Origin of the sequence: Sorangium sp. So ce321, from assembly GCF_051530195.1 — a bacterium.
Classification (GTDB): domain Bacteria; phylum Myxococcota_A; class Polyangia; order Polyangiales; family Polyangiaceae; genus Sorangium.
On sequence record NZ_CP150329.1, the window covers coordinates 3,111,363 to 3,128,663 of the forward strand.

Genomic DNA, 17,301 nt, shown 5'->3' on the forward strand with positions numbered 1-17,301 from the left:
GGGCTCTCTCCGGTGGCTACTTGGTGGGGGGATTGAAGGAACGCAGCCCGCCGAGATCGAACTTCTCGAGCAGGGCCTTGCGCGCGGCGTGATCCAGGGCCTGCGACGAGACCTTGATCTGCCAGCGGTTGGCGACGAGCGCCGTCGTCTGGTTCTTGCCCACCGTGGTCAGCGGGTCGCTGCCCAGCTTCTCGGTGGCGTCGGCGAACTTCTTGCGAGCGTCCTCGTTCTGGACGAGGTCGCTGATCGAGAGCGTGGCCTCGGCGCCCTCCTTGGCGTACTTGGCCTGCACGAAGCCGTCCTTCTCCTGCTCGAAGGTGCGCTTCAGCCCCTCGACGCCGTCGGCTGGGAAGAAGGCGTTCAGCTTGCCGCCCTCGACCGCTTTGGGTGTGTCACCTTTGGCCTTCTCCTCGGCGCGCTGTTCAGCGGCCTCCTGCGCCCCCTCCCAGCGCTCGTTCTTGTCCTTGCAGCCGGTCGCTCCCGAGAGCATCCCGGCGATACAGAGCGCTCCGAGCCATCGCCATCCGAGCATCTTCGCTTCTCCTTCGCGCCCACGAGCGCGCCGCGACGATAGCGCACCCGGCCCGCGGCGCCTGCGCTGGCTGGCGTGTGCGGTGACGATGCTGGATCCCCCGGCGGGGGGCAGGGCCGTCCTGGGCGGACGGTTCTGGCGACGTTGGCGCTGCGTTCCAGAGCGCCTGGCCGCTGAGCGTCTCGTGAACGACCCGGGCCCCCGGCTCATCCCGAGGGCGACGGCGCGGCTCAGGGGGCTGGCGAGCGAGGCGACCATCGTGGCTGCTCCTTGGTAGCTCGCTGAGGGCCGGCGCCGGATACGGCAAGCGCAGCAACCTCTCGGGTGAATTGAAATTCAAACCGGAGGCTGCCGGGAACCTCTCGGGTGAATTGAAAGTCAAACCGGAGGATGCCGGGAACCTCTCGGGTGAATTGAAAGTCAAACCGGAGGCTGCCGGGAACCTCCCGGGTGAATTGAAAGTCAAACCGGAGGCTGCCGGGAACCTCCCGGGTGAATTGAAATTCAAACCCGAATTCCCGGGCAGCGTGGCCGCGTGTCCGCCGTCGTGTGAGCCAGTCGCGCCATGCTCTCTCTCGTCCAGGTCCTCCGCTGCGCTCCGGCCCCCTGGGCGGCCTTCACGCCGCGGCTGCGCGCTCAGATCGCGCCGAGCGTCGCCTTGAGCTGGATGCTCGCTGCGGTCATGTTCTTCGTGTAAGCCACGCCCACCACGCGGACCTTCACGGGGGCGCCGGTCGAGTTCAGGTAACTCACCGGCTGGAAGCCAGCGTCGGGCTCGAACCGATGGCTCCCGTTGCAGACGAGCGCGCCCCCGCCGGCGCGGATCAGCCCGGAGCCGGTGCGCACGAACCAGTCGACGTGGCCGCGGTCGCCGCTCGACTGGCAGGCGCCGTACGCGCCGCCGGACCCGACGCGCGTGCCGTTCGGCACGGTCCATGTCGCGCCCAGGCCGACGTCCTTGTCCGAGAGGGCGCTCGACGCCTCCCCGCCGAGCGCCGGGGTGAGCTGCGTCTCGTTGTAGGCCAGCAAGTACCGGGCGACCGCCTCGGCGAGCGCATTGCGCCGGGCCTCGCTGCCCTTGAACGTCGTGCTCTGCTCGATGTGGATCCCCTCGCCGAAATCGGACAGCTCGTTCGCGTAATTCTCGCTCGATATCCCTCGCGGGCATCGCGTCGTGCCGGTGAAGTCCGCGATCGCGTCGATCGCGACGCCGCGGTATGTCGCCCAGAGCGCCGCGGCGGACACGAGCCCCTGGCGGAGTACCAGCGGCGCGCCGCCGCCGATCAGCGCGTCGGCGCTGCACGTCGCCGTCGGGGTGTACCCGTGGAACCCGACCACCTGGTCGCGCACCTGCTCGCCGTTCGCCGGGGAGAACCCCTCGTGGAGCTCGTGGAGCCCGCGGAAGCTCTTGAAGCTCAGGTCGTCGGAGTTGATGTGCCAGCGACGCGCGTTGTTCCCGACGCTCCGCACGAGCCAGAAGTGCGCCGAGGCAGCATGCAGCGAGTACAGGTGCTGCACCTGCTCCCCCGTCCACGTCTCGATGCCGCCGCCGTGCGGCGCCGTGAACGCCACGCGGCGCGCGGCCGGGCCGCCCGTCGGCGCGGCGTAGAAGTCGCCGATCCCGATCTCGGTGTCCAGCGTGCTCGTGATCGACGGGAGCGGCTGCGCGACCCAGCCGCACATGCTCACCGGGTACGTCGTCCACGCGCCGGTCTGTGGGGATGTCGTGGTCCCGAACCTGCTCTGGAACCCCTGCGTGCTCATCAGGACGAGCGCCTGCGCCTCGGGGCGGTCGTGCCACGCATCGTCGACGGTGCAGAGCGCAGTGCGATCGTTCGCCGTGATGCGGAGCTGGACGCCGGCCAGGCCGTGGCGCGTGGCGTAGGGCTCCCAGACCCGACACTTCTCCTCCATGTTCTCCGACGCCGGCGCCGCGTCCATGCCGGGGTCGATCTCGAACGTGACGTTCGAGATGGAGTATCCCGGGTGGGGCGACCAGTCACAGGCGAGCGTCGCGGCCCCGTCGGAGGCGGCGACCGCCGCGCCGAGCGCCTCGTCGGTGAGGTCGACGGCGTCGTCCACGCCGCCGCAGCCCGACGCGATCAGGAGCGCGAGCGGGATGATCCGGTGGCGCCGTGTGAGAGCACGCCCGAGTCCACTCCTCTTTGCGATGACAAGGAGTGTGACCGTGGACGCGCTGATCAAGGTGCGGTGTGGGTGCAGGTGCATTGTTCAATCTCCTCACGAACGTGTTGATCAGCTGCGCGGCGGCGACATGCGATTGCCGCTCGATGAGCTCGCGGATGTCCTCCCGCCGGCCGCGCGCCGCTGGCGGCTTTGCACCCGGTGTGCCGGCCGCGCGACGCGCGCTGCTCCGGGGAAACGGCGCGGCGGTGCGCAACGCCGCGATCGCGCCGCCGCGCGACCGCCGGAGAGTTGCTCGAATTGCGCAGGGCGCCGCTCAACCGCCGGCGCGCGCCCGCGCCTCCCGCCGGCGCGGAGCGGCCCGCGCGATGTAGCGAAGATCCGGGGGCCGATGAGGTCGAGCGCCCCGCCGGCGCGGGACGGCCTGGCAGAGCGGGACGCCGCGGCGGAGGGGCGACGCGCGAGGGCTCCGGGGCATCGGAGGCTGCATGACCACGCCAGATCCGAACGCGCGGCGAACGGCGCCGGCCGGCCTCGGCCGCGCGCTCGCGGCGCTGGTCCTCGCTGCGCCGCTCCTCTGGACGAGCTGCGGCCGGCTATCAGGTCGGGTGGCGGTCGCGCGCCGGGCGGAGCCGCGCGTGCGGGCCGTCCTGGAGGAGAACGCCGTCGCGCGGCCGGCGCCCCCGCGCGCGGGATCGGTCCCGCTGCTGCTCGTCGCGGACGCGCGGGGCAGCGCGCCAGCGACAGCCGTCGCGCCCGCGAAGCGACCGCCGGGAGCGACGCCGCCACCGGAGGTCGCCGTGTCGGCGGCCGTGCCGTTCGCGCCGGGCGCGCTGCGCGACGTCCGGCTCCTCCGCCTGCGCGACGGGCGCGGCGCGGCGGTCCCGCTCCGCGCGAAGCCGCTCGCGGTCTGGCCCCAGGGCGGCTCGATCCGCAGCGCGCTCATCGCCTTCCGCGCGTCGCTCTCGCCGGGCGAGCGCGCGATCTACACGCTGGATCACGGCGCTCCCGCTCTCCCTCCCGAGGGCGCGCCGCCGGGGTCCCCCGCGCAGCGCGCCGGCACGCCGCCGGGGTCCCCCGCGCAGCGCGCCACGCCGGTCGCGCCGGTCGCGCCCGTCGCCCAGGGCGCGCCGGTCGCCCCGGCCGCGGTGCTCGACGAGGCGCTCCTCCCCGACCCGGACGGCCCGATCGCGGCCGTGCTGCCGCCGTCGTGGTACGCGGCCAGCGAGGTGTGCGGGCCGCAGCTGCCCGCCATGGACGACCGCCGCTTCCCCGGGTTCGAGAGCGGCATCGAGCGCGGGCTCGACCGCATGACGCCCGCGTACGACTCGTACGGCGTCAGCTGCTCGGGCCCGCACCGCACGTACTACGACGGCCCGCACGCGCTCTACCAGCGCTTCCTCCGCAACGGCGACGTCGCGCGCTACAGGCGCGCGCGCGCCGAGGCCGTCTGGTACCGGCAGCACGAGCTCAGGTTCTCGCCCGACCGCCGGCTCGCGGTCCACGTGTGCGAGACGGAGGACTGGACGCCGGCGAAGCCGCTCTCGTGGGAGGTCCTCCGGCGCACGCTCGGCCAGGGGATGCTCGACGACTACCTGCTCACCGGCGATCCGGCGGCGAAGGAGGCGGTGCTCGCGACGGGCGAGGCGCTCCGGCAGAACCTCGCCGCGCTGACGGGCGGGAAGAAGGAGGACGTGCTGCGCGTGACCGAGCGCAACATGGCCTGGGCGATGATGACCCTGTCGAGCTACTACGCGCTCGACCCGCGGCCGGAGCTCCTCGCGGCGCTGCGCGGGCTCGCCGACCGCACCGTGACGTGGCAGCAGCAGGGCGCGTCGGGCGCGTTCGAGCACGACCTCAACCGCGCCGACCCGTCGGAGTGCGAGCGCGGCCCGCGCGGCGGCTCGCCGTTCATGACCGCGCTGCTCGTCGACGCGCTCATGGACTACCGCGCGCTCACCGGCGACCCGCGGGTGCGCGAGGTGGTCGCGCGCGCGGCAGGCTGGCTGGAGGAGCGCGCGCTGACCTCGGACCGGCGCGCCTTCCGCTACCTGTGGGGCTGCGAGACGGACGCGTACGACGACAGCGGGACCGCCGACCTCAACCTGCTGATCGTGCCCGTGTTCGGCGCGGCCTACGCGCTGACGCGCGATCCGCGGTGGATCGCCGTGGGAGACGCGCTGGCCGACGTGGGCGTGAAGGAGATGCGGGTGAAGCAGCCCAAGCAGTGGAACCAGGCGATGCGCGCGTTCGGGCGCTACCTCGGGTACCGGGCGGCCCTCGCCGGCCCGGCGATGGCAGCGCAGCTGTCCGCCGGGCGCTGAAGCATCTCACGCCTCGACGTGGGCGCAGCGACAGGCGGGCGCAGCGACAGGCGGGCGCAGCGACAGGCGGGCGCAGCGGCAGGCGGGCGCAGCGACAGGCGCGCTCCTTCACCGAGGCCTCCCCGGGAGCAGGCCGTCCGGTGGCGGGCCGTGGCGCCGGGTCAGAGCCGCTGCGCGCCGGCGCCGGCCTGCTTCAGCGCGTAGCTGATGCCGCTCTTCAGCGTCCCCCTGGTCACGACGGCGCTGAGGTCGACGCCGAGGTCGATGAGCGTCTGCGCCAGCTCGGCGCGGATGCCGGTGATCACCGTCCTCGCGCCGAGCAGCCGCAGCGCCGCCGCCGTGCTCATCAGCGTGCTCGCGACAGCAGAGTCGAGCACCGTCACCCCGGTGACGTCGATGATGACGACCTGCGCCCGGTTCGCCTGGACGCCGTTCAGCGCCGCCTCGAGCGCCTGCTGCGCCCGCGGGGAGTCGATCGTCCCGATGAGCGGCATCACCATGATGTGATCGGTGATCGGGATGAGCGGCGTGGAGAGCTCCGCCAGGCGGGCGTCCTTCGTCTGGATGATCTCCGCCTGGAGCGCCGCGCGCGCTTCCTCGGCCCGGGCGCGCTCCGTGAGCTCCAGCTGCAGGCGCTCGTTCGTCCGGCGGAGCTCCTCGGTCTGGCGCGTCACCTCCGTCTCCAGGCGCTCGTTCGAGCGCCGGAGCGCGGACGTCATCTCCGCCAGGTGCGCGTAGAGCAGGGCGTTCTTCACGGCGATCGCCGCCTGGGAGGCGAGCAGCCCGAGCGTCTCCAGCTGCGTCGCGAACAGCGGCTCCGGCGTCGCGTCGCCCTCGATGTACAGGACCCCGATCAGCTCGCCCTGGCAGATCATGGCCAGGGAGAGGATCGACTTCGGCGGCTTCCCCTCCAGATAAGGCGCGCCGGCGAGGCGAGCCTCGCGGCTCGTGTCCCAGTGGAAGACGGACTCCCGGGTCCTCGCGACCTCCTCCACGACGCACACGGCGAGATCGGCGTCCGGCTGGAGCGGGGTCGAGAGCCCGAGCCGGACCGCGTCCTGATCCTTCGCGATCGAGGCCTCGATGACCAGCCCGGACTCGCGCGAGAGGACGAGGACGCACTTGCGCGCGCCGGCGTGCTCGAGCGTGAGCCGCATCAGCCGGTCGAGCAGGTCGTCGAGGACCATCTCGCCCGAGACCGCCTGGGCGGCGCGGATGACCGTCGCCATCTGGGCCTGCGCCTGCGTGAGCCCCTCCAGCGCCCGCTCCAGCTGGGCGGTGCGCTCCGCGACGCGCCGCTCCAGCTCGTGCGTGAGCCGCTGCAGCGCCGACTCCGCCGCGAGGCGCTCGTCCACCTGCGCCGCGAGGCTCTTCGTCAGCTTCCTGAGCTTCGTGTGCACCCGGACGCGCGCGAGCAGCTCCGCGTCCAGGAACGGCTTGGCGAGGTAGTCGACGGCCCCGAGGTTCAGGCCCTTCACCCTGTCCGAGGAGAGGTCCGTGCTCGCGGTCATGAAGATGACCGGGATCGCGCTCGTCGTCGGGTCGCTCTTCAGCCGGCGGCAGGTCTCGAATCCATCGATCCCATCCATCTTCACGTCGAGCAGGATGAGGTCGGGCATCCCTTCCTTCGCGAGCCGGATCGCACGCACGCCGTCCACCGCCGCGGCGACCTCGAAGCCCGAGCCCGTCAGGGTGTCGGACAGGAGCCCCAGGTTCCGCGGATTGTCGTCAACGATCAGTATTGTCCCGGCTTCACTGGAATCCATCGTTCACTCCTCCAGGACGCGCGCGCGCACATCTCCATGGCCAAAGCGCGAGCCGTCCAGCGTCGTCGATCGCGTACGTGCTCGTCGGTGAACCTTCCCCGGCATCCAGCCTGAGCCGCCGTGGCTGAAGCGGAGCGGCCGGCGCGCCTCCGCGCGGCGATCGCCGCGCGACGGACGGCCCGAGCTGGCACGCCGAGGCGAGGACACGCGACGCTGCGGCGGTGAGCCGGCCGGGGATGCGTCGCACAGCCGATGTCTTCATGGTCTATCGAGGGTCCTTCGCGAGTCACCGGACGCGGCGCGCCATGGCGCCTGCCTCGCGGCGGCGGCCCGACCGCGGGGCCCCCCATGTTGAAGCACCCTATCACGAACCCGCTGCGGGCCGCGACGCCCGATGACGGGGGCTACAGTGTCCCGCGCGCGGCCAGGCCGCCGGTCACCTGCTGCGACCGCTCACCTGCGGCGATGGCGCAGAAGGTGACCCGGTGTCCGTGTATGAGGCGCCAGTCATGGCGAGGAGGAACACGCCACGGCGCGCGCGAGGCAGCCTGATCCGATCTGCCCGGGGGCCTGACGGGGGGCGAAAATCCGGGGGGGGACGCGGGACTAGCCCGCTGGACGGAGCCGGAACGCGCCACACTCGGGGTGCTCGATGCGGCCGGCGAAGAGCGAGCCATCGAGCGCGAGATCGCCCCTCATGCTCACGGTGACGTAATTGGGAGGGCGCTCGAGCCACGCGCCGGGGGAGAACGAGGCAGTCCGCGTCTCGGCGTCGTAGCGGCCGAGCATGAGGTATTTGCCGGATGCGCCGGACTCGGCATGACGGAAGCCGAACACGGCCTTGATGCGGTCGCCCTTGACCCGGAGGATCCGGAACGTCATCTCGGTCGTGCCCTGCGGACAGTCGTAATCGCCGATCCAGGTCCGCGTCCGCTCGAACGGGTTCGCACCGCGAGGCTCGTCAGGGACCCAGCCGTCCGCGACCACCGCCACCGACGCCGGGGGCGGATCCTGGAGGACGATGTAGACCGTCTCGGCGGGCGGCGGCTCCGGCGCGCGCGGCTCGCCAAAGCCGGGCGCGGGGCCGCAGGCGGCCAGGAGGAGGGCCGCGCCAGGGGCGCAGCGCAGGGCAGCGCGCAGGCGGGGGGCGGGGGCGTTCGCGGTACCCATGCGCGGGAGGGTACCACAGGGCGGGCGCGGGGAGCCCGCGCCCGACCGCCAGGGAGGGGGCACGGGGGCACGAGGCGCGCTGGATCGAGCGCGCGCACCGATCGAGCCTCGCTTCGACGCGTCGGTAGCTCTCGCGGCTGCTGGATGCCCGGACCGCCGGTTATCGAGGCCATCGCCCACAACGGGGGGCGCACGCCTGGCGAGGTGCTGCGCGAGGCGGCCGCGGAGCCGGCGAAGCAGCCGAGCGTGGCCGGGGTTGCCGCCTCATGGCGCGGTGGTATGTGCGTCGCGGAGGCTCCGCGATGCAGCATAGTCGCGTGCGAGTTGACGAGAGCGGCCGGAAGCGGCGTGACGGTGCCCGGGGGCGGCGCGCGGAGAGGAGGCCCCGCGATGAAGAGGACACCACCTCGGCCCCGCCGGTCACGACCGTGCTGGACGTCGTGGATGATGCGTCCAAGGACTCGTTTCCTGCCAGCGATCCGCCCGGCTGGACGCCCACCAGAGCCGGCTCGTAGCGGCGCGAGGCCGAGCTGCCGAGCCCGGCGCGTCGCGAAGCGTAAGGAGCCGGTGGAGAAGGCACGACAGCATCGGCGTGGGCGAGTACGGGCCGACACACGAGCCGGTCGAGCAGCTCGCCGCGTTGCGTGCCATGCCCAACCTCGTGGACATCCGGCCGTGCGACGCGAACGAGACGCGCTGGGCCTGGCAAGTGGCGCTCGAAGCGCATGACCGCCCGACGGCGATCGTGCTCACCCGCCAGAGCGTACCCACGCTCGATCGCTCGGTGTTCGCTCCCGCGAGCATGCTCCGCCACGGCGCGTACGTGCTCGATCACGGCGCGTCGGCGGGCGACCCCGAGATCATCCTCATCGCGAGCGGTTCGGAGGTGGCGCTGATCGTGAAGGCGGCCGAGCTCCTGAAGGACGCCGGAATTCGCGCTCGGCTGGTCTCGATGCCGTCGTGGCGCCTGTTCGAGGAGCAAAGCGCCGAGTACCGCGAGGGCGTGCTGCCCGCGCGGATCAGGGCACGCCTCGCCGTCGAAGCGGCGTCGCCGCTGGGCTGGGAGCGCTGGGTCGGGCTCGAGGGCGCCATCATGAGCGTGAACCGGTTCGGAGCCTCCGCGCCCGGCCCCAAGGTCCTCGAGGAGTACGGGTTCACGGCCCAGCGGGTGGCGGAGGCTGCCGCGGCGCTCCGGTCGCGCACGCGCGCAGGCTGATACGGAGATACGGAGAGGAGACGGCGGCGATGCGCCTCGATGACGTGAAGAAGCTCGGACCGTCGTGCGCGCCGTGAGCTCGTTTGCCGGAGTGACCAGCGTGCCATCGACGTCAGCGATCAGCAGATCGATCCCTGGCCTCATCGCCCGTCCGTCGCAGATGCGTCCGCGCCGAGGAATCGTCAAGCAGCCGCGCTCCCGAGAATGGCGCATGACCGTTCGCGAACACGCGCGCGAGCCCGTCGGAAGCTGGTCGCGCTGCAAAGGTGCCAGATACCGAGGCGCACCGGAAGGTGCTCGCGAACGTCGCGGAGCTCTCTCTCGTGGTCGGCCATCGATGTGGCCGCCTGACGCGAAACGATAGATCACCTCGCGAGGACCATCCGCCTGAGCGCAGGGCCCCCGGGGAGTTCGAGTGGCGGACAGCCGATGAGCTTGCAGAGGATGCAGATGGAGGGTTCACGGAACAAACGTTGGTCCGCACTTCAACGGACGCGCGTTCAACCCTGAGTCTCCCCCGGGTGTCAGAGAAGTTGGCGCCCGATCTGATCCGCTTACGCGGGTGAGGTCACCGTGAGCGGAGAGCGGAGTGGTCCATCCCCGCGAGGGCAAGGCCGCGCTGGAGGCGCTTGGCGGGCCGGCCAAGCTTGGGCACGGTCCGGCCCCCGTCGCGGCGCGTTCGGGAGCTGGAGAAGCAGCTGCAGCGCGAGGACAGGGCGTTCGCCGAGGCGGCGGCCGTCCTGGTGCTCCCAGAAAAACCCAGGCGATCTGGGGACGGGGACCACGGTACGGAGCCGGGACTGACAAGCGACGCTCGAGCTCATCGACCAGGCCACGCGCAGCACCTTGGTGTATGCCCGCGCCGCGAATCCGAGGCGCTCCACGGCCGACGCGAGCACGCGCGCGCCCGCCGCGTCCGGCATTGGCGACGTGCGCGAGATCGCGCAGGCCGAGCTCGGCGTTGCGCGCAGCGACGAGCTCCCCCGCCTCGAAACGCGCTGCGCGGCCCGGGCCTCCACCACACGCGCCCGCACCGCCGCGGAGCTCTCGGCGCTTGGAGCGACACGCGACCGTTGCATCCGTCGCCCTCCGCCGCGCGGAGCGGCGCGCACAGGTGCGCGACGTCGACCGGGGCAACGCGATGTGCAGTCGATGCGATCGAGCAGCGGCCCGCCCAGCCGCGCCCCGTAGCGCGTACGGTCTGAGCAGACGCAGCGGTTCCCGCGGTCGCCGTGGAAGCCGCACGGACAGGGGTGGGGATCGTGGAGACAGTTCCGCCGGCTTGGGCTAACCTCGCCGACATGTCATGGACGGTAGGACAGTCGATTGGGGGGCGGTACAAGCTCCAGCGCCGCCTTGGCCAGGGAGGGATGGGGGAGGTCTGGCAGGCTGAGGACACGGTCCTCGGCCGCAGCGTGGCCGTCAAATGTACACTACCTCACCTTGCACAGCTTGACCCGAAGTTTACGCTGATGCTGCGTCAGGAGACCCGAGCAGCCTCCCACCTCTTCAACCATCCCCACGTCGTATCGGTACTCGATTATGTAGAAGAAGCCGGCGTGCCTTTCGTGGTGATGGAGTTCCTCCCTGGCGTGGATGGGCGCAAGTTCGCGAGCCAATATCTACCTAAGCGCAAGGACAACTTAACCCGGACAGCACTTGCCCTGTATGTCACTTTTTGCGCCGCGAAGGCTCTGATGCACGCCCACGAAAAGGACATTATTCATAGGGACATAAAACCGGCAAACCTTCTAATATCGACGACTGGACAGGTCAAACTAAGTGATTTCGGCCTTGCTAAGTTCGCGCAGGAGGCAACACGTCAAGTTACTGGCAAGGGACACGGCACATTGCTCTATTTTGCTCCAGAGCAAATTCAAGGGGAACCTGGGTCAGCCGAAACCGACCAATATCAGCTTGGGTGCCTTCTGTACGAGCTACTGGAAGGAAAGGCACCGTTCGAAGATGAGCCGAACAACGGTGCGCTCGCCATGGCGAAGCTCATGAAGTCGGTACCGCCGCCTAGCAAGATGAACGGGCTTCTTCCCAGTGAAAAGCAAAGTGTCATTGAGATATATGAAGGGCTGATCAATCACCTACCGGCTGCTAGGTGGCTCGCGTACGAAGCCGTCGAAAGTTTGGCCCGCATCCTGCATCGCCCGTCGTGGCGCATCGTGTTTGGGCCCAAGATCCCCCCTTCGGTCCACGGGCGGATATCCACGATCACCGGGTATGATCCCGGGCCTGGAGCAGATTTGTTGGACTTTGAAGATCCGGAAGAAGCCCTTTCGGAGGCCCTTGCCCTAACACTTGCCGGAGCAGGCCCTTACTTCGCCCTGGGTCGCCCTGGGTGGCTCCAACAGAAACTCATAACCGCTGCCCGGAAAGTCTAGACCAGCACGGGTTGAGCTCCGAAGACGGCTGAAGCTCCTCCCACTTCATCTCGATCCTGAGATCCAGCGGCAGCTCGTGCTCGGGGACCGAGACGTCCCGTCCCCCCACCTGCCCCACGATCGGCAGCCGAACTTGGACCCTCTCAACCTCGGGCGCCATCTCACCCACGCGACCGAGGACCGGACGCGTCCGTCCTTCGCGCTCGCCGCCGACCGCATCGCCCGAGCCTACCCGCGGGCGATGCGGATTCACCTGGTGCTGGACAACCTCAATACTCACACCCCTGCATCGCTCATCAAGGAATTCGGAGCCGAGCGGGGTCGCGCGCTTGCCTCGCGTTTCGCGCTTCACCTCACGCCCAAGCACGCGAGCTGGCTGAACGCCGCGGAGACCGAAACCAGCCTCGTGTCCAGGGAGTGCCTCGGTCGCAACCGCATCCCAACCCTCGCCGAGCTACGCCGCCGCGTCCGGCAGTGGAATGCAGCCGCGGACCGGGCGCGCCGCGAGATCAACTGGAAGTTCACCGTCCGCGACGCCGAGCAAGTTTTCGGCGCCGACTGGTTCAACAGAATCGTCGGAGCACTAGAGCAAACCTGAATGCTCAAGCGTACTCAACAGGGTATCCGTCGTGGGGGCACGACCGAGAAATTGTCGAATGAGGCCCCCAGCCGAGGCACCAATTTCTCGAGCCTGTCCCTCACGGACAAGGCGAGCGAGCGACGCCGCTAACGCTACGTGCTGCTTTGGATCTCCCGCGGGAACATAGTTGACCCAAGGAACCATAGCCCTAGAGAACCATTGTTTTGCAACGATCTCTGCAGAGCAGACCAAAGCCCGTCGACGCCACATGACCTCCTTCGGGATCTGCGGACCATGAATATTGACTTCAAAATCACGCTCAAGAAATGCAACCGCGTCGCAGGAATCGATAAACGCAGGAACTTGCCACGGTGCGATCAGTGGACCAATGTTTACTTTCCTGAGCTCTCTTCGGCGGATTTCATCTCGAAGCGCAGAAATCACCCCTATGCGACCGCCCGTACAGAACGCAACTTCCAGCTCGACACCTTCGTGTCCTAGGATGGACAGTGCTGCAAGTAGATCAAAATGACCTTTTTGCTGCCCACATTTTCCGTAAACTCCAAGCCTGAATGGACTTGACACGCCTTGTGGACGCCTCTTGGGTCGGGTGTTGAAATAACTGGGCAACGCTGCACCTGGTAAAGCATCGACGATCCGGTATCCGTCAGTTAGAGGAAACCTTTCTTCGAGCAATGGACGCGAGCGCGGCGAGACGCTTAATAGATAAGCACCGCGAAACAGCAACCGATACGCGGCGAGCAAGTCCGGGTTGGCACAAAGCCGGCTGAGATCGCTTCCCGCGTGAACTATGACACATGGTTTCCTCGCGTTGCTCGCGGCCATCGCTGCGGCCACGCCGAACGGCTGAAAGTACCAACCTATCACAAGGTCAGCCGTCGCAACAACTTCAGCGCCCGCTCCCAGCAGACGAGTTTCCAACGCTGAGGATCGAGGGATGTGTGCAATTGGAGACGTGGAATCAATGCGAATCACTGCGGCTCCAGCAAGGCGCCTATCGAACTCCACCCAGTCTGCAGCCGTAAATTCCTCATTGAAGTCGGCGTCGGCATCAAGATTGGTGGTGATAATAGTACATCTGTGGCCCCGAGCCCGAAGAGCTCTCACGAACTCTAAGGTCTGAACTGCCACGCCACCTTGCAGTGGTGGTATTTTCCCGAAGACTACAACGCTTGCCATCAGCCGCGCCCACACCTATTGCATCTTGAGCAGCCGTGCCCACAACTCGCGCAGCCGCGCCCGCATCGACTGCAGCTTCTGCCGCATGCGTTGCGACAGGCTGGTTCATGGAGTGCTTCGCCGGACTGAACGCGAGGCCAGATATCAATGGGCGGTTCGCTACCGAAGACTTTCTCGTAATCCGCAAGCGTCCGACGGTAGCTGTCCCGGCTGAGGGCGAGCCGCTGTTCGAGGCCATCATCACTGCCACGTTCCTCAGGTTCGTGGTGGATATACGTTCCGGCGATGGCCTCACAGAAGGCGAAGTAGTCACGTGAAAATATCATAAACGTGTGCCACGCGTCGTCGACGATGCCGCGCATTCCGTACCTAGCAGACGAGTTCATTGCGCAAAGCGCCAAGAATCGCTTCATTTCTTCGACAACCCGCAAAGCCATATCCTCTGGGAGATCATAGTCGTGCGAGTACCGAGCTACCACTCTCGGTAGCGGGAACAGCGCCAGCGACTCCCGGATCTTTGTTGCCTTCTCCGGATCCACTTGCTCTTCGTTCTGTTCTGTGGTCATGCTCGATTTCCTTTGCGCGAGAACGCGCTAAGCTTAACACAAAGCATCGTGGGAGTGAAGCTGATCGCTGAGGCCACGCTTCGTGGAGTAGCCGCCCAGCAGGAACAGCACAACTCGCCACCCCGGCCCTGCTCGCCGAGCTCGTGCTTGTCGCCACCGAGCGCACGCTCTACACCGTATGTCGACCACCCGCATCCGGGTGCCCGCCGCGGCCATATTGCAAGGCGTGCGCTTGCCTCGATGTGCGCGCCGGGGCGGTTCCCTCGCAAACGCCGAGGTCCTCGCCCGTCCGCCTCGCGCCCAGCCCCGAGTTCGACGGCCTCGGCGACGATCGCCGCGTGCGCCTCGATCTTCTCGACTTCGCGCCTGTGGGCATCGAGCGCCGGAGGCTCATCGAATTGCCCCGCACCAGGGGGGCCGCTCGCGGCGTGGCGCTCGTCCTTCGCGAAGGGCTGGATCGGCTCCGGCCTCGAAGGGCCCCGCAAGCTGTGGAATGAAGGCGGCCCATTAGATGGGATGAGGCAGCCCAAGCGGCGCCTGGACTCATGATGCCGACCGCACCGACCCGAGCCTCTGCTCGACGCGTTCGCGCCGCGGGGCCCCCGATTCCACTCAACGCCTCGTCCGCCGACGCGTTCGACCTCATGCCGCGTGCCGCGCTCCTCGTCGGCGGCGACCACTACGCCGCGAACTTACGACATGGGTCCGCGCCACGGAATTCTACAGATGCAAGCCCTTGACGTGCGCTACGAGCCGCGCAGTTGAAGGGCAGCGCGGGGTCCAAGTGGTCGAAGCTTGACGCTCCAGAGATCCTTCATTCTACGGGTCGGCTCGTGAGCCATCAGCAGGTTTCTGACAGGCGCTCGCGAACTTCGCCGAGCCCTCCCGAGCTTGCTCGCGCCCGACGCGGTCGCACGACGTGAAGCCATAGCTCACCTCTATTGACGCTCACGCTGGCTGATGGTTCGCCGAGCAGACCCCTTGATGGCCATCGCGAGCGTGCGCGGTTGGGGTCAAGGAGGGCGATGGCCATCGCCGAGGCGTGCGCCGCTGGCGGCCTCGTGATGGCCATCCTCGTTTGACCGTCGACGGGGGCGCCGGCGAGGCACTCCTGCGCCGGCGCCGAGGACGCACCGGTCATCGCGGTCAGCGTCAGCTGCCGTCCGTGCCCAAGTCGCCGACGAGGTGGGCCATCACCTCGCGCTCGACGAGCTTCTTCTTGCGCCGCGCTGCCTCGCGCAGCGCGGCGGTGGCCATGCGGTCGATCTCGCGCAGGCTCGAGCCGGCCGCCTCGTGCAGCAGGGTGAGTGCGTCGGCGGTGAAGACCTCGCGGTCGGCGCCGGCGCGGCTCATCCGCAGACGCACGTACTCGCCGGTGTCATTGGGGACCATGGCGCCAATTGACAGACGCCGTTCGATGCGCGAGTACAGCGAGCGATTTTTGCGCAGCTCGAGCCGATCTTGGAGGTCCGGGAGCCCTACCAGAATCAGCGACAACAGGGCACGACTGTCCCATTCGTAATTAAGCAAAATGTGGAGATGATCAAGAGTGTCCTGGTGGAGCAGGTGCGCTTCGTCCAGCAGGAAGACGGGATGGATGCGCTCGCGGCCGAGGGTCTCGACATGCGCGCTGACGGCATAGAAGACAGCCGCCGCGGTCGCAGCGGGATTGAGGCCGAGCGCGTGGCAGAGCTGACGATAAAAGTCGCGACGGCCCAGCGTGGCGTTGTGGCAGTAGGTCAGCCGGAAGCCTGCCTGGGGCAACCGATGCCGCACGGCCCGCAGCACACACGTCTTACCGGCGCCAGGCTCGCCGACCAGCAGCACTTGGGCGTGCTCGTGCACGGCCTCGCACACCTCCTCGACGAGCTGCTCCTTCGAGGGCGGCAGCCACAGCTCGCCATCCTGGATCTCCTTGGAAAAGGGCGCGGCGGACAGGGTAAAGAAGCGGACGTACGACTCGCTCACGCTCCACCTCCAGCCTCGCTCGTGTCCTCGCCACCCTCCGCCCGGCGGCCGAGCGTCCGCGCGGGGTTGAAGTCCACCGGGCGCGTCGGCCTGTCCGCCGCAGGGCCACCGCACGGCGGCCGCTTGCGCCGCGCGTTGCGCTGCGGGTCGACCGGATGCAGCACAAGGCGCTTGCCCTCGTGCTCGACCCACGGCGGCTCGTCGGACGCAATGAAGCACCGGGCCACAGAGACGACCTGGCCAGCGAGGTAGCCCTGATCGAGCTGCCAGGCGATGCCGTCGACAGAGACGATGTTATCGCCCGAGACGCGGCGCCGGGTACGCTCGGTAAGCGCGCTGCGTAACGCCTTCTCGTCGACCGCGCTGTCTCCGGCGGGACGGACTGCGTAGACCTGCGCCGGGCTCTTGCCGAGCAGGCCCGCATGCGGCGCTGGGTGGTAGCGCCGGTCGAGGAAAGCGCGGAGCGTCGTGTTGATGTCGACGAGCGAGGCCACGGCACCGAGGTAGTTGAGGCACCCTTCGCGCAGCGTGCGCCAGAAGCGCTCCATTTTGCCGCGCGCCTCGGGGTCGTAGGGCTTTGCGTGCAGGAGCGTGATGCCGAGCCGCGCGCACGCGGTCTTGAGGATGTCGCCGCGGTAGGTCGAGCCGTTGTCGAGATAGAGCGCGTCGGGCTTGCCGTGACGGCGCAGGGCGTCGACGGTCATGCCGAGCATGTCGACCTCCTTCTCGGTGGTGTGCGCCTCGAGCGCGACGACGTAGCGAGAGGCGTCGTCGAGCAGCCCGTGGATGCGGATCGGCATCGCTTTGCCGCCGACGGTGCAGCCGGTCACGTGACAGACGTCACCGTGCCAGAGCGCGCCGGGGCGCTCGGCTTGCCAGCGCAGCCGCGTCTTCGGCTCGCCCTCGGCGCGCGCGGCGCGGCGGCGAAGGCCGTGCGCCGCGTACAGGCGCCGTACGGTGGGCTCGGAGACCTTGCCCGCTTCGAGGCGCCCCTCATCGACGAGCGTCTTGAGGATGAGCGGCACCGAGGCATCGGGATGCTCGCGCCGGATATCGAGCAGCAGCGCGCGCAGCTCCTCCGAGAGCTCCTGCGCGAAGCCTCGATCGCTGCGTGGCTGCGGACGCAGGCCATCGAGGCCAGCGGAGCGATAGGCGTACAGCCAGCGCTGGAGCGTGGGCACCGAGTAGGTGCGCGTGCTGTGCGCGCCCGGCGGTCGAAACCGCTGCTCGCTGAGCGTGCGCAGCTCGGCGGCGAGCTGGCCGTGGGTGAGCACGCGGTGCATCAGAGGGCCGATGACCGTGGCGCGATAGATCGCCACGGTCTCGGCGTGGTCGGCGGGGCCGAGAGCCATTCGAACAGGTCCTTTCTGCGCCTTGCTGGCGTGCGGTCCTTGTCCGGGATCGGCGGCGTTTTCGGCAGCGATCCTCTCAGGTGGGCTGT

At 68.9% G+C, this 17,301-nt stretch carries 13 protein-coding genes and 1 pseudogene; 4 read left to right on the plus strand and 10 right to left on the minus strand.

The genetic code is table 11. The features are described from left to right. Nucleotides 1-16: 16 nt before the first annotated feature. On the minus strand, nucleotides 17-532 hold the full coding sequence (locus WME89_RS12070; RefSeq protein ID WP_438009338.1) for a hypothetical protein: 516 nt from the start codon (nucleotides 530-532) through the stop codon (nucleotides 17-19). Between the two features lie 636 nt (nucleotides 533-1,168). Continuing rightward, nucleotides 1,169-2,761 (minus strand): poly-gamma-glutamate hydrolase family protein, encoded by a 1,593-nt coding sequence (locus WME89_RS12075; RefSeq protein WP_438009339.1) that lies wholly within the window; start codon nucleotides 2,759-2,761, stop codon nucleotides 1,169-1,171. Nucleotides 2,762-3,165: 404 nt separating this feature from the next. On the opposite strand from WME89_RS12075, the gene WME89_RS12080 reads away from it, so the two are divergent. Next, nucleotides 3,166-5,001, plus strand: coding sequence for a hypothetical protein (locus WME89_RS12080; RefSeq protein ID WP_438009340.1), 1,836 nt, complete (start codon nucleotides 3,166-3,168; stop codon nucleotides 4,999-5,001). 161 nt (nucleotides 5,002-5,162) lie between these two features. Here WME89_RS12080 and WME89_RS12085 read toward each other — a convergent pair whose 3' ends face one another. Then, nucleotides 5,163-6,767 (minus strand): response regulator, encoded by a 1,605-nt coding sequence (locus WME89_RS12085; RefSeq protein ID WP_438009341.1) that lies wholly within the window; start codon nucleotides 6,765-6,767, stop codon nucleotides 5,163-5,165. Nucleotides 6,768-7,373: 606 nt separating this feature from the next. Then, nucleotides 7,374-7,937, minus strand: a complete 564-nt coding sequence (locus WME89_RS12090; RefSeq protein WP_438009342.1) for a hypothetical protein — start codon at nucleotides 7,935-7,937, stop codon at nucleotides 7,374-7,376. 586 nt (nucleotides 7,938-8,523) lie between these two features. Between WME89_RS12090 and WME89_RS12095 the strand changes: the two genes are divergently transcribed. Continuing rightward, nucleotides 8,524-9,153 carry a transketolase-like TK C-terminal-containing protein gene (locus WME89_RS12095; protein ID WP_438011922.1) on the plus strand — a complete coding sequence of 210 codons (630 nt, stop codon included), beginning with the start codon at nucleotides 8,524-8,526 and terminating at the stop codon, nucleotides 9,151-9,153. Nucleotides 9,154-9,707: 554 nt separating this feature from the next. Here WME89_RS12095 and WME89_RS12100 read toward each other — a convergent pair. Together WME89_RS12100 and WME89_RS12105 are read right to left on the minus strand one after the other, a co-directional pair. Beyond that, nucleotides 9,708-10,232 (minus strand): hypothetical protein, encoded by a 525-nt coding sequence (locus WME89_RS12100; protein WP_438009343.1) that lies wholly within the window; start codon nucleotides 10,230-10,232, stop codon nucleotides 9,708-9,710. Between the two features lie 69 nt (nucleotides 10,233-10,301). Continuing rightward, nucleotides 10,302-10,403, minus strand: a pseudogene (locus tag WME89_RS12105) (ATP-binding protein); the annotation flags it as partial. 51 nt (nucleotides 10,404-10,454) lie between these two features. Here WME89_RS12105 and WME89_RS12110 point away from each other — a divergent pair. Then, nucleotides 10,455-11,546: a serine/threonine-protein kinase gene (locus WME89_RS12110; protein ID WP_438011923.1), complete on the plus strand. Its 1,092-nt coding sequence runs from the start codon at nucleotides 10,455-10,457 to the stop codon at nucleotides 11,544-11,546. A gap of 133 nt (nucleotides 11,547-11,679) precedes the next feature. Beyond that, entirely contained in the window at nucleotides 11,680-12,144 is a 465-nt protein-coding gene (locus tag WME89_RS12115; RefSeq protein WP_438009344.1) for a transposase, read from the plus strand. On the opposite strand, the gene WME89_RS12120 is transcribed toward WME89_RS12115, so the two are convergent. The 4 genes from WME89_RS12120 to WME89_RS12135 all read right to left on the minus strand — a co-directional run bounded on the left by WME89_RS12120 (nucleotide 12,130) and on the right by WME89_RS12135 (nucleotide 17,212). After that, entirely contained in the window at nucleotides 12,130-13,326 is a 1,197-nt protein-coding gene (locus WME89_RS12120; protein ID WP_438009345.1) for a glycosyltransferase, read from the minus strand. The genes WME89_RS12115 and WME89_RS12120 overlap by 15 nt on opposite strands. Beyond that, nucleotides 13,326-13,892 (minus strand): glycine-rich domain-containing protein, encoded by a 567-nt coding sequence (locus tag WME89_RS12125; protein WP_438009346.1) that lies wholly within the window; start codon nucleotides 13,890-13,892, stop codon nucleotides 13,326-13,328. The genes WME89_RS12120 and WME89_RS12125 overlap by 1 nt, the downstream gene beginning before the upstream one ends. Before the next feature lie 1,152 nt (nucleotides 13,893-15,044). Continuing rightward, entirely contained in the window at nucleotides 15,045-15,860 is an 816-nt protein-coding gene (locus tag WME89_RS12130) for an ExeA family protein (RefSeq protein ID WP_438006171.1), read from the minus strand. After that, nucleotides 15,857-17,212, minus strand: coding sequence for a DDE-type integrase/transposase/recombinase (locus WME89_RS12135; RefSeq protein WP_438009347.1), 1,356 nt, complete (start codon nucleotides 17,210-17,212; stop codon nucleotides 15,857-15,859). The genes WME89_RS12130 and WME89_RS12135 overlap by 4 nt, the downstream gene beginning before the upstream one ends. Nucleotides 17,213-17,301 lie beyond the last annotated feature (89 nt).

Coding starts and splice junctions, on each gene's coding strand:
- WME89_RS12070 (WP_438009338.1), bottom strand. CDS start 532: ATGCTCGGATGGCGATGGCTCGGAGCGCTCTGTATCGCCGGGATGCTC.
- WME89_RS12075 (WP_438009339.1), bottom strand. CDS start 2,761: ATGCACCTGCACCCACACCGCACCTTGATCAGCGCGTCCACGGTCACA.
- WME89_RS12080 (WP_438009340.1), top strand. CDS start 3,166: ATGACCACGCCAGATCCGAACGCGCGGCGAACGGCGCCGGCCGGCCTC.
- WME89_RS12085 (WP_438009341.1), bottom strand. CDS start 6,767: ATGGATTCCAGTGAAGCCGGGACAATACTGATCGTTGACGACAATCCG.
- WME89_RS12090 (WP_438009342.1), bottom strand. CDS start 7,937: ATGGGTACCGCGAACGCCCCCGCCCCCCGCCTGCGCGCTGCCCTGCGC.
- WME89_RS12100 (WP_438009343.1), bottom strand. CDS start 10,232: ATGCAACGGTCGCGTGTCGCTCCAAGCGCCGAGAGCTCCGCGGCGGTG.
- WME89_RS12110 (WP_438011923.1), top strand. CDS start 10,455: ATGTCATGGACGGTAGGACAGTCGATTGGGGGGCGGTACAAGCTCCAG.
- WME89_RS12120 (WP_438009345.1), bottom strand. CDS start 13,326: ATGGCAAGCGTTGTAGTCTTCGGGAAAATACCACCACTGCAAGGTGGC.
- WME89_RS12125 (WP_438009346.1), bottom strand. CDS start 13,892: ATGACCACAGAACAGAACGAAGAGCAAGTGGATCCGGAGAAGGCAACA.
- WME89_RS12135 (WP_438009347.1), bottom strand. CDS start 17,212: ATGGCTCTCGGCCCCGCCGACCACGCCGAGACCGTGGCGATCTATCGC.